Source organism: Streptomyces sp. NPDC026394 (assembly GCF_055567735.1).
In genome coordinates, this window is the sequence record NZ_JBVHPX010000014.1 from 17465 (window position 1) to 29380 (window position 11916).

11 protein-coding genes are annotated in these 11916 nt (G+C 73.5%); 5 read left to right on the forward strand and 6 right to left on the reverse strand.

Going from position 1 to position 11916, the window contains the following annotated elements:
• Positions 1–172: 172 nt before the first annotated feature.
• Both ACZ4QV_RS27985 and serB read left to right on the forward strand, forming a co-directional pair.
• Positions 173–2242, forward strand: coding sequence for a streptophobe family protein (locus ACZ4QV_RS27985; protein ID WP_361619375.1), 2070 nt, complete (start codon positions 173–175; stop codon positions 2240–2242).
• Between the two features lie 183 nt (positions 2243–2425).
• Positions 2426–3673, forward strand: a complete 1248-nt coding sequence (serB, locus tag ACZ4QV_RS27990) for a phosphoserine phosphatase SerB (RefSeq protein ID WP_361142209.1) — start codon at positions 2426–2428, stop codon at positions 3671–3673.
• A gap of 164 nt (positions 3674–3837) precedes the next feature.
• On the opposite strand, the gene ACZ4QV_RS27995 is transcribed toward serB, so the two are convergent.
• From ACZ4QV_RS27995 to ACZ4QV_RS28010, 4 genes are all read right to left on the reverse strand, one after another.
• Complete coding sequence (locus ACZ4QV_RS27995; protein WP_361142212.1) at positions 3838–4356, reverse strand: SixA phosphatase family protein; 519 nt, start codon at positions 4354–4356, stop codon at positions 3838–3840.
• Between the two features lie 111 nt (positions 4357–4467).
• Positions 4468–4677 carry a hypothetical protein gene (locus ACZ4QV_RS28000; protein WP_361592077.1) on the reverse strand — a complete coding sequence of 70 codons (210 nt, stop codon included), beginning with the start codon at positions 4675–4677 and terminating at the stop codon, positions 4468–4470.
• Positions 4678–4910: 233 nt separating this feature from the next.
• Positions 4911–5027: an SGM_5486 family transporter-associated protein gene (locus ACZ4QV_RS28005; RefSeq protein ID WP_275126387.1), complete on the reverse strand. Its 117-nt coding sequence runs from the start codon at positions 5025–5027 to the stop codon at positions 4911–4913.
• Positions 5028–5031: 4 nt separating this feature from the next.
• On the reverse strand, positions 5032–6357 hold the full coding sequence (locus tag ACZ4QV_RS28010; RefSeq protein WP_361142217.1) for a CynX/NimT family MFS transporter: 1326 nt from the start codon (positions 6355–6357) through the stop codon (positions 5032–5034).
• 141 nt (positions 6358–6498) lie between these two features.
• On the opposite strand from ACZ4QV_RS28010, the gene ACZ4QV_RS28015 reads away from it, so the two are divergent.
• Positions 6499–7170 (forward strand): FadR/GntR family transcriptional regulator, encoded by a 672-nt coding sequence (locus ACZ4QV_RS28015; protein ID WP_361617234.1) that lies wholly within the window; start codon positions 6499–6501, stop codon positions 7168–7170.
• A gap of 76 nt (positions 7171–7246) precedes the next feature.
• Here ACZ4QV_RS28015 and fabI read toward each other — a convergent pair whose 3' ends face one another.
• A complete protein-coding gene (fabI, locus tag ACZ4QV_RS28020) occupies positions 7247–8023 on the reverse strand; it encodes an enoyl-ACP reductase FabI (protein WP_030021378.1) in 777 nt (258 codons plus the stop codon).
• 5 nt (positions 8024–8028) lie between these two features.
• Entirely contained in the window at positions 8029–8733 is a 705-nt protein-coding gene (fabG, locus tag ACZ4QV_RS28025) for a 3-oxoacyl-[acyl-carrier-protein] reductase (RefSeq protein WP_361142223.1), read from the reverse strand.
• A gap of 207 nt (positions 8734–8940) precedes the next feature.
• Between fabG and ACZ4QV_RS28030 the strand changes: the two genes are divergently transcribed.
• Entirely contained in the window at positions 8941–10473 is a 1533-nt protein-coding gene (locus ACZ4QV_RS28030) for a TldD/PmbA family protein (protein ID WP_361617231.1), read from the forward strand.
• Positions 10470–11873 (forward strand): metallopeptidase TldD-related protein, encoded by a 1404-nt coding sequence (locus tag ACZ4QV_RS28035; protein WP_361878309.1) that lies wholly within the window; start codon positions 10470–10472, stop codon positions 11871–11873. Before ACZ4QV_RS28030 ends, ACZ4QV_RS28035 begins: the two co-directional genes overlap by 4 nt.
• Positions 11874–11916: the final 43 nt, after the last annotated feature.

Consider the following 11916-nt stretch of genomic DNA (forward strand, 5'->3'; position numbering starts at 1 on the left):
GGAACTATTTCAGGCGCGGTGCCCGGAGCCAAAAAACCGGTCGCGCAAGGTCCTGAGCCGGCTGCGTTGACGACGGCGAAAGGCCCACGGAGAGTGGTAAGCGCCCACGGATGCGCACGGATCATGGCATCTCGCGCGTTCGGGGCGAGCCGTCTGGGAACGGGGGCTGTCGATGACCGCTGCGAGGACCGCGGGAATCCGCTGGGGCGATGTGCTGCTGTCCGCCGTCGCCGCGGTCAGCTGGGCGTTCCTGGCGATGGCCGGGGTGGCCGCGTTGGGACTGCACCTGCTGGGCGCCGACTCGGCGGCGTCGCTCGGGCCGCTGACCGCCGCGGCGGTGGTGCTGGCCGTGGGCGGCTCGGTGACACCGTCGGGCGATGTGAGCGCCTTCGGTCTGGAGGGGCAGGCCGCCCGGGCCGCCGTCGACCTCGCCCCGCTGGGCGTGGGGCTGGTGGGCGCGCTGGTGCTGGGGTGGGTGTTCGCCCGCTCACTGCGCCGGGCCGGCGCGACGATCGGGTGGGGTGAACTGGCCGCCAGGATCGGTGCGTCGGCGGGGTTGTTCATCGCGTTGCTGGCCTTCCTGGCCTGGGCCAGCCACGACTCCGTGACGATCGACGGCAAGACGCTGGCCGGACTGGGCGGGCTGATCGGCGGCGGTGGCAGCGGCTCGGGAGGCGGCAGCGGCGACGGCGGACTGCTGGACCGGCTGCGCGACGGCCTGGGCGACCTCGGGATCGGCGACGGCGGGGACAGCGGTGGGCTGCCCGGCCGGATCGCCGATCTCATCGGCGCCGAGGCGTCCGTCGGGTTCGCCGTGGACACCGGCGCCTCCCTCGCCGGCGGCACGGTGTGGATCTTGGGGGTACTGGCCGTCGCGGTGCTGGCGTCCCGGCGTGCGCCGCTGCCCCGTGCGCTGGAGGCGGCCCACCGATACGTGCGGCCCGCGGCGTCGGCGCTGGTCACGGTGGCCTTGGTCGCGGTGGCCGCGGGTCTGGCGGCAGCCGGGTACGCGGCCGTCGGCGACGACCATCCGCGGCGGGTCCTGGGCGCGGCGCTGCTCGCCGCCCCGAACGGCGTCTGGCTCGGCATTCCGCTCGGCCTGCTCGTCCCCTGGCACGGCAGCGCGTCCGGCGTACTCACCCGGTTCCTGCCCGACCCCGTGGACCGGCTGCTCGACGGGCGGAACGACATCCCGCTGACCGTCGGAAGGCTCGCCGAGCTGGACGGCAGGGTGTGGCTGCTGCCGGTGGCCGCCGCGCTGATGATGCTGCTCGCGGGCGTGCTCACGGCGGTCCGTACGCCGAAGGCGGGCGTCCGGACGCTGCCGTTCGCCCTGCGGTGCGCGGCCGGTCTGGGCGGACTGACGGCGCTGACCCTGCCGCTGTGGGTCCACCTGACCGGCGTCTCGGCCGACGCGAGCCTGTCCGTCTTCGGGTTCGACGCCTTCGGCGCGGGTCTGGAGCTGCGCGGGAGCGTGCCGGCGGCGTTCGCGCTGGGGGCGGTGTGGGGAGCGGCGGCGGGCCTGCTGGGCGGGCTGCTGGCATGCGCCACCGGGGCCGCGGGGCGACGTGCGGTACGGCTGCCCGGAGACGCGGAGCTGTTGGCGGAGGGCGGGCGTGAGCACGGGCGGGAGGGCGCCGGGGATCATGGGGGCCGTATGCGGGAGCACCGTACGCAGGATTCCCGGATGCGGGGCTCCCGTACACACGATTCCCGCGCCCAGGGCTCCCGGATGCAGGACGCTCGGATGCAGGATCACGGGCAGCCCGGCGCCCAGGACTACCCGGACGCCGCCTACCGGCCCGGCCCGTACACCCCCTCCCCCGCCTACCGGCCACCGCACGCCGACACCAACCCCTACATGCGCCCGCCACAGGAGGCGAAGCCGCCCGGGACGTCCCCCGGCGGGCCGCCGGCAGCCGGTGAGCCGCCGCGCAGGCAGAGCTGGCCCACGCCACCGCCGGGGCCCATGCCGGAGACCCAGACCTGGCCGCCACCGCCGGAGCAGCCCCCGCACACCCCGGACTGGGGCCCGCCGCCCGCCGGGCACGCGGCGCCGACGGCCCGTCGGCCCGGGAGCAGGCCGCCGGAGGCCCCGCCGCCGCCCGAGTCGCGTCCCACGGTGGGTGGCGGGCACCGGCCGCCGCCTCCCCCGCGTCCCCCGGTGCCGCCGAAGCCGCGCGGCAGGCCGCGGCAGCGGCGCGAGGACCCGGCCGACGGCCCGGCCGAGGAGGATGTCTGAGGGGACTCCCGAGAGGCCGCCTGAGCAGCCACCTCAAGGGCCGCCGCCACCCGGACAGCCAGGAGAAGGCCGCTGGGCAGGAGGTGAGCGGGCGGAGGGCTGAGCAGGGCGCCGGGCAGGGGCCCGTCCGTACCACGGACACCTGTACGGCGGCCGGCGCGGGCCGGTTACCGTAAGAGCACCATGAGCGCATCGCAGATCCCGCCTGCCACCGCCGTACCGGGCGACGACGTACCGACCCTTCTCGTCAAGATCTTCGGCAAGGACCGGCCCGGCATCACCGCCGGGCTCTTCGACACTCTCGCCGCCTACTCCGTCGACGTCGTCGACATCGAGCAGGTGGTCACCCGGGGCCGCATCGTGCTGTGCGTCCTGGTCACCACCCCCGTACCGGCCGGCGGCTCGTCCGGCGTCACCGAGGGCGACCTGCGCGCCACCGTGCACAGCTGGGCCGAGTCGCTGAACCTCCAGGCCGAGATCATCTCCGGCATCGGCGACAACCGGCCGCGCGGCACCGGCCGCTCGCACGTCACCGTGCTCGGCCACCCGCTCACCGCGGAGTCCACCGCCGCCATCGCCGCCGCGATCACCGGCACCGGCGGCAACATCGACCGTATCTTCCGGCTCGCCAAGTACCCCGTCACCGCGGTCGAGTTCGCGGTCTCCGGCACCCCGACCGAGCCGCTGCGCACCGCGCTGGCCACCGAGGCGGCCGCGCTCGGCGTGGATGTCGCGGTGGTCGCCTCGGGGCTGCAGCGCCGGGCGCAGCGGCTGGTCGTCATGGACGTCGACTCCACCCTCATCCAGGACGAGGTCATCGAGCTGTTCGCGGCGCACGCGGACTGCGAGCGGGAGGTCGCCGAGGTCACCGCGGCGGCGATGCGCGGCGAGCTGGACTTCGAGGAGTCGCTGCACGCCCGCGTCGCGCTCCTGAAGGGGCTGGACGCGGGGGTGGTGGAGCTGGTGCGCAAGGAGGTACGGCTGACCCCCGGCGCGCGGACGCTGGTGCGCACCCTGAAGCACCTGGGCTACCAAGTCGGTGTCGTCTCGGGAGGGTTCACCCAGGTCACCGACGCGCTCCAGGAGGAGCTGGGACTGGACTTCGCGTCCGCCAACACGCTGGAGATAGTGGACGGCAAGCTCACCGGCAAGGTGACCGGCGAGATCGTGGACCGGGCGGGCAAGGCCCGGCTGCTGCGCCGCTTCGCGCACGAGGCCGGTGTGCCGCTCGCGCAGACCGTCGCGATCGGCGACGGCGCCAACGACCTGGACATGCTGAACGCGGCGGGCCTGGGTGTCGCCTTCAACGCCAAGCCGCTGGTGCGCCAGGCCGCGCACACGGCGGTGAACGTGCCGTTCCTGGACACCGTGCTGTACCTCCTGGGCATCACCCGTGAAGAGGTCGAGGCGGCGGACACGCACGACGACTGAGAGCCGCCTCCCCCCTCCGGGCCCGCACGACGACTGAGAGCCGTCCCTCCCTCCGGGCCCGCACGACGGCTGATCCTGCCTCCCGCTCCCCCGGACACGCACGAGGGCTCCGGCGCCACACGGCGCCGGAGCCCTCGTCCGTCCGGTGCGGCCGGGGCACCCGGTCAGGCGTGCGGCGCCCAGAAAGCCACCAGGCGGCCGACGCCGTGCTCGACCGTCTTCCAGGAGCCGGTGAAGGTCAGTACGGCGATCGAGGAGGTCGGGAAGCCGCTGCGGTTCATCCGCGCCAGCAGGTCGCCCTCGGCCTCGCCCGCCAGCGCGTCGGCGAGGGCGTGCATCCCGGGGTTGTGGCCGACCAGCATCAGGTCGGTCACGTCGTCGGAGGTCTCGTTCAGCACGGCGATCAGTTCACCGAGGGAGGCTTCGTACAGCCGCTCCTCGTAGACGGTCCTGGGACGCTGCGGCAGCTCGCTCACGGCGAGCTTCCAGGTCTCGCGCGTCCGCGCGGCGGTCGAGCACAGGGTCAGGTCGGGGGTGATCCCGGCTCCGGCCAGCCAGTGACCGGCGACCGGGGCGTCCTTACGGCCTCGCTCCGCGAGGGGGCGCTCGTGGTCGCTCTCCTGCGACCAGTCGGCCTTGGCATGGCGAAGAAGGACAATCCGGCGAGGTGTTTCGGCGCTCATGTGTCCAGCTTCGCACGAAACGCAGCGCGGGGCGCGAGGTGTTGAGGCGCTCCCTCCGCAGGGTGAACGCTCTTCCGGGACGGCGCCGTCACCGGGCTGTGCCCGAGGCTCTCAGCCGCCGATGCCGACGAGGCGGGCAAGGAATTCCAGTACGGGCGCCAGGCTCTGGGACGCGCTCACCGCGTGCGCCGTGGACGGTGCCGTCATCACGACGAGCAGCGCGACGAAGGAGACGACGGCGAGGGCCACGGCCCACCAGGACAGCCCCGTGCGCGCGCCCGGACGGCGGGATACGGACGGCCTGCTGGAGACGGCGGACATCGGTGGCCTCCGGGGACTTCGGCGGGGACGACGCGGCCGCGTGGTGCGGCCGCGCCCACCGCAGCGGCACGGTGTGCTCCGAACCTACGGTCCCGCGGGGGCCGTTCCCATCCGGTACGCCACCCACTTGCCCCTGACCCTGGCCCCCTAGGGGACGGTGGGGCTGTCCCCACCGTCGCCCTCTTCCCCCGGCACGGCCGGCCGTCGGCCGGGGCTCCGGTACGTCGGCCGGGTCAGGGGGAGGCGAGGCTCGCGATGACGGCGATGACGGCGGTCACGGCGAGCATCGCGCCCAGGACGATGAGCAGCTTCTTCTGTCCGCCCGGCGGATTCGGTTCGAGCACTGGCATGGCTTCAGTGTCGCACCTTGGCCTCGTCCTCCATCCGGCGGTCCCGGCCCGCGAGCATCCCGACCGCCATCTGGGGCACCATCAGCCCGGCCATCAGCGCGATGGGCTGCCCCCAGCCGCCGCTGTGCTGGTAGAGCGTGGCCACCAGGAGCGGGCCGGGGATGGAGATCAGGTAGCCGACGCTCTGTACGAAGGCGGACAGCCGTACGACGCCCTCGGCGCTGCGCGAGCGCATCCCGATCATCGTCAGGGCCAGCGGGAAGGAGCAGTTGGAGATGCCGAGCAGCAGCGCCCAGGCCCAGGCTCCGGAGGCGGGGGCCAGCCACAGCCCGGCGTAGCCGGCCAGCCCGCAGATGCCGAGCCCGACGGCCAGCGGCCCCTGGTTGCGCATCCGGGCGGCCACCCGGGGCAGCACGAAGGACAGCGGTACGCCCATCGCCATGGTGACGGCGAGCAGGACGCCCGCGGTGCCCGCCGGGACCCCGGCGTCGCGGAAGATCTGCGGCATCCAGCCCATGGTGATGTACGCGGCGGTGGCCTGGAGGCCGAAGAAGACGGCCAGCGCCCAGGCGGTCGGCGACGTGCTGACCCGCAGCGCCGCGGCCGGTGCGGCGGGCTGCCGGGCGGCGGGCCCGCCGTCTCCCCCGCGGCCGCGGACGACCGTGAGCCAGGGCAGGACGGCGAGGACGGCGAGCACCGCCCACACCACGAGGCCGGACTGCCAGCTACCGCCGAGCGCGGACGTGACGGGGACGGTCAGTGCCGCGGCCAGCGAGGTACCCAGGGCGAGCGCCATCGAGTACAGGCCGGTCAGCGGGCCGACGCGGTCCGGGAACCAGGTCTTGATGACCACCGGCAGCAGGACGTTGCTGACCGCGATGCCCGCGAGGGCCAGCGTGGTGGCGGCGAGGAAGCCGGCGGTGCTGCCGGTGTAGGGCCGTACGACGACACCCGCCGCGATGGCGGCCATCCCGGCGCAGACGATCGCACCGGGGCCCCAGCGCCGGGCCAGCCGCGGGGCGGCGGTGCCGAAGACCGCGAAGCACAGGGCGGGTACGGAGGTGAGCAGCCCGGCCACGGTGGCGCTCATGCCCAGGCCGGACCGGACCTCCTCCATGAGCGGGCCGAGGCTGGTGATGGCGGGGCGGAGGTTGAGGGCGGCCAGGACCAGGCCGGCGACCATGAGGAACGGCAGTCCTCGCCGGGCGGCCGGGGCGCGGGCCGGCTCCGGCGCCGCGGCGGGCCCGGGCCGTTCGGCCGGGTGCCGCTCCGGTGGGATGTCCGGGGCTCCCGCTCCGGGGCCGAGGGTTGCGAGGGAGTCGTCTGTCATGGACAGCATCATAGAATCATGGGATGAATGCCTGTCCAATGAATTCGCGCCCGGGCACCCGGCCCCCCGGCCCCGGCGCTCGCTATCCTCTCGCGGTGCCCCCTGCCGGACTTCCGGTTCCCGTCTTTCTGGAGCGCTGACATGCCACTGACCTCGCCCCGGCGCTCCGCGCTGGCGGACCAGGTGATCACCCAGCTACGGGCCCAGATCACGTCCGGTGAATGGCCGGTGGGCTCCCGCATTCCGACCGAGCCCGAACTGGTCGAACAGCTCGGGGTGGCCCGCAACACCGTCCGCGAGGCCGTACGGGCCCTGGCGCACAACGGCCTGCTGGACATCCGCCAGGGGTCGGGCACGTACGTGGCCGCGACCAGCGAACTGGCCGGGGTGATGAACCGCCGCTTCGCGGACGCCGACCCCAAGCACGTGGCGGAGCTGCGCAGCGCGCTGGAGGCGACGGCGGCCCGGCTGGCCGCCCGGCGCCGCACCGACCAGGACCTGCGGCAGCTCGACGCCGCGCTGGAGCGGCGCGAGCGGGCCTGGGAGTCCGGCGCGGCGACGGCGTTCGTGGAGGCCGACGCGACGCTGCACATGGCGGTCGTGGCGGCCTCGCACAACGAGGTGCTGGCCGAGCTGTACGCCGACCTCGGGGGCGTACTGCGGGAGTTCCTGCGCGCCGACGTGGGCGACGTGCTGCGGCCCGAGGCGCACGTGGACCACGCGCGGCTGGTGGCGGCGATCCGCGCGGGCGACGACGAGCGGGCCGCGACCGAGGCGAGCCTCCACCCCTTCGGCTGCCGGGCCGGTGGCTGAGCCCCGTACGACGCACGCTGCCCGCCCCGGCGGACCGGGACGGGCAGCGTTGCGGCTGTTCAGGCGCTGACGGGCGTCAGGCGCCCATCATGTGCACGCCACCGTCGACGTGGACGATCTCGCCGGTGGTCTTCGGGAACCAGTCCGAGAGCAGCGCGACGACGCCGCGGCCGGCCGGCTCCGGGTCGGTGAGGTCCCAGCCGATCGGGGCGCGGGTGGACCACACGTCCGTCAGCTCCTCGAAGCCGGGGATCGAGCGGGCGGCCATCGACTTGATCGGGCCCGCCGAGACCAGGTTGCAGCGGATGTTCTTCGGGCCCAGGTCACGGGCCAGGTAGCGGGAGGTGGCCTCCAGCGCCGCCTTGGAGACGCCCATCCAGTCGTACTTCGGCCAGGCCATCTGCGCGTCGAAGTCCATGCCGACGACCGAGCCGCCGCGCTTCTCCAGCAGCGGGAGCAGCGCCATGGTCAGGGCCTTGAGGGAGTACGCCGAGACCTCGACGGCCGTGGCGACCGACTCCCACTCGGTGTTCAGGAAGTTGCCGCCCAGCGCGTCCTGCGGGGCGAACCCGATGGAGTGCACGACACCGTCGAGCTGGTCGTCGCCGAAGTGCTCGGTGACCTTGGCGGCCAGGCCGTCCAGGTGCTCCTTGTTCTGCACGTCCAGCTCGATGACCGGAGCGGGCTTCGGCAGCCGCTTGGCGATGCGCTCGACGAGGGAGAGCCGGCCGAACCCGGTCAGCACGACCTCGGCACCCTCCTCCTGCGCCAGCTTGGCGACGTGGAAGGCGATCGAGGCGTCCGTGAGGACCCCGGTGACCAGGATGCGCTTGCCTGCGAGGATTCCACTCATGCTGATCAGTGACCCATGCCCAATCCGCCGTCGACGGGAATGACGGCTCCGGTGATGTACGCGGCCTCCTCGGAGGCCAGGAAGCGGACCGAGGCGGCGATCTCCTCGGGCTGCGCGTAACGCGCCAGCGGCACCTGCTTCATGATGCCCTCCCGCTGCTCGTCGCTGAGCGCGCGGGTCATGTCGGTGTCGACGAAACCGGGCGCGACGACGTTGACGGTGATGTTACGGCTGCCCAGCTCACGGGCGAGCGAGCGGGCGAAGCCCACCAGCCCGGCCTTGGAGGCGGCGTAGTTCGCCTGGCCCGCGGAGCCCAGCAGGCCCACGACGGACGAGATCAGCACGACCCGGCCCTTGCGCGCCCGCAGCATGCCGCGGTTGGCGCGCTTGACCACCCGGAAGGTGCCGGTGAGGTTGGTGTCGAGGACCGAGGTGAAGTCCTCCTCGGTCATCCGCATGAGCAGCTGGTCGCGGGTGACGCCGGCGTTGGCCACCAGCACCTCGACCGTGCCGTGCTTCTCCTCGATCTCCTTGTAGGCCTGCTCGACCTGCTCGGCGTCCGTGATGTCGCACTTCACGGCCAAAAATCCCTCGGGCGGCTCCCCCGAGCGGTAGGTGATGGCGACCTTGTCGCCTGCCTCGGCGAAGGCCCGGGCGATGGCGAGGCCAATGCCGCGGTTGCCTCCGGTGACCAGAACCGAGCGGCTCAAGAGATCACCCTTTCCGTGTCCTGTCCGACCTGCGTTCGCTACGAAACTATCGGTCACCGGCCTCGTACGGAGAATCGAGCCCGGACAGGCGCGCACGCCGGTCACTGTCGGGTCCCTACAGAAGACGCCGCGGCGGGGTTCCCCCACGGGGTGGGCCGGGGGCTCCGGGCAGGGCATGATTCATGGCGCCGACCACGGGAGGACGCCTTGCCTGTCACACCTCGTTCGATCGACGAGACCTTCCTCGCGCTGCCGCTCCACGCGCTGGCCGACGCCGCGCTGGCGCGGGCCCGCGCGCTGGGCGCCACCCATGCGGACTTCCGCCTGGAACGGGTGCGCAGCGCGTCCTGGCGGTTGCGGGACGCCCGGCCCTCGGAGGCGTCCGACACCACGGACCTGGGCTACGCGGTGCGCGTGGTGCACAACGGGGCCTGGGGGTTCGCGTCCGGCGTCGACCTGACGATGGACGCCGCGGCGCGGGTGGCCGGGCAGGCGGTGGCGATGGCGAAGCTGTCCGCCAAGGTCATCGAGGCGGCGGGCGCCACCGAACGGGTCGAGCTGGCGGACGAACCCGCCTATCCGGACCGTACATGGATCTCCTCGTACGAGATCAACCCGTTCGACGTACCGGACGCCGACAAGACCGGCCTGCTGGCGGAGTGGAGCGCCCGGCTGCTGGCCGCACCGGGCGTGGCACACGCGGACGCCTCGCTGATGACCGTCCAGGAGAACAAGTTCTACGCGGACACCGCGGGCACCGGCACCACCCAGCAGCGGGTACGGCTGCAACCGCAGCTGACGGCGGTGGCCGTGGACCCGGCGACCGGCGAGTTCGACTCGATGCGCACCCTCGCCCCGCCGGTGGGCCGCGGCTGGGAGTACCTGACCGACGGCAGTTACGACTGGGCCGCCGAGCTGGACCGGATGCCGGACCACCTCGCCGAGAAGCTGCGCGCGCCGGGCGTCGAACCCGGCCGCTACGACCTGGTCGTCGACCCGTCCAACCTGTGGCTGACCATCCACGAGTCGATCGGCCACGCCACCGAGCTGGACCGCGCGCTGGGCTACGAAGCGGCGTACGCGGGCACCTCCTTCGCCACCTTCGACCAGCTCGGCACGCTGGCGTACGGCTCCGAGGTGATGAACGTGACCGGCGACCGCACCGCCGAGCACGGCCTGGCGACCATCGGCTACGACGACGAGGGCGTCGCCGCCCAGTCCTGGGACCTGATCAGGAACGGCACCCTCGTCGGCTACCAACTCGACCGCCGCACCGCCGCCCTCACCGGCTCCCCCCGCTCCAACGGCTGCGCGTTCGCCGACTCCCCCGCCCACGTCCCCGTCCAGCGCATGGCCAACGTGTCCCTGCAACCCGCCCCGAAGGGCCCGTCCACCCGCGACCTGATCTCCGGGGTGGAGCACGGCATTTACGTCGTCGGGGACCGGTCCTGGTCGATCGACATGCAGCGGTACAACTTCCAGTTCACCCAGCAGAGGGCATATCTCATCCGGAACGGCCGCCTTTGCGGGCAGCTCCGGGACGTTGCCTATCAGGGAAGCACCACGGAGTTCTGGGGATCGATGGCGGCCGTCGGAGGACCGGAAACGTACGTCCTCGGAGGGGCCTTCAACTGCGGGAAGGCGCAGCCGGGGCAGATCGCGGCGGTGTCGCACGGGTGTCCGGCGGCGCTGTTCACCGGCGTCAGTATCTTGAACACGGCACAGGAGGCGGGCCGATGAGGAGTCGTACGCCGCGGGGGAACGCGCCCCACGAGATCGTCGAGCGGGCCCTGGAGCTGTCCCGGGCCGACGGGTGTGTGGTCATCGCCGAGGAGCGGTCCAGTGCCCATCTGCGCTGGGCGGGCAACGCGCTGACGACGAACGGTGTCACCCGTGGGCGGTCGCTGACCGTCGTCGCCACCGTCGACGGCGGTCAGGGCACCGCGTCCGGCGTGGTGTCGCGGGCCGCGGTGACCGCCGCCGATCTGGAGCCGCTGGTGCGGGAGGCGGAGGCGGCCGCCCGGGCGGCCGGGCCCGCCGAGGACGCCGTGCCGCTGGTTTCCGGTGCGCCGCCGGCGCCGGACTTCACCGATGCCCCCGCCGAGACGTCCTCCGCGGTCTTCGACGCCTTCGCGCCGGCGCTGGGCGAGTCGTTCAAACGGGCCAGGGACGGGGGACGTGAGCTGTACGGGTTCGCGTTCCACGAGGTCGTGTCGTCCTACCTCGGCTCGTCCACGGGGCTGCGGCTGCGGCACGACCAGCCCACCGGGACGCTGGAGCTGAACGCCAAGTCCCCGGACCGCACCCGGTCCGCCTGGACGGGGCTGTCGACGCGTGACTTCCGTGACACGGACCCGCTGGCCATGGACGCGGAGCTGGCCACCCGGCTCGGCTGGGCGGCGCGCCGCGTCGAGCTGCCGGCCGGGCGGTACGAGACGCTGCTGCCGCCGTCCGCCGTCGCCGACCTGCTCGTGTACCAGCAGTGGTCGGCGACGGGCCGGGATGCCGCGGAGGGCCGTACGGTCTTCTCGCGGCCCGGCGGCGAGACTCTCGTCGGGTCGAAGGTCGCGGAGCTGCCGCTGACGCTGCGCAGCGACCCGGGCGCCCCCGGCCTGGAGTGCGCGCCGTTCGTACTGGCCCACGCCTCCGGTGACGACGCCTCCGTCTTCGACAACGGGCTGCCCCTGGAGCCGACCGACTGGGTCCGCGACGGTGAGCTGCGGCGGCTGGTGACCACCCGGCACAGCGCCGGGCTGACCGGGCTGCCGGTGGCTCCGGGAGTGGACAACCTGATGCTGGAGGGCGGCGGCAGCCGGTCGCTGGAGGAGATGGTGGCGGGCACCGAGCGGGGGCTGCTGCTGACGTGCCTGTGGTACATCCGCGAGGTGGACCCGGCGACGCTGCTGCTCACCGGGCTGACCCGGGACGGCGTCTACCTGGTCGAGAACGGCGAGGTGACCGGTGAGGTCAACAACTTCCGGTTCAACGAGTCGCCGGTGGACCTGCTGGGGCGGGCGGTGGAGGCGGGCCGTACGGAGCGCACGCTGCCGCGGGAGTGGAGCGACTACTTCACCCGCGCGGCGATGCCGGCCCTGCGCGTCCCGGACTTCAACATGAGTTCGGTCAGTCCGGGGGTGTGACGTCGGTGGGGCCCGTGGCCGGGCCGGGCGGACGCCCGACGGG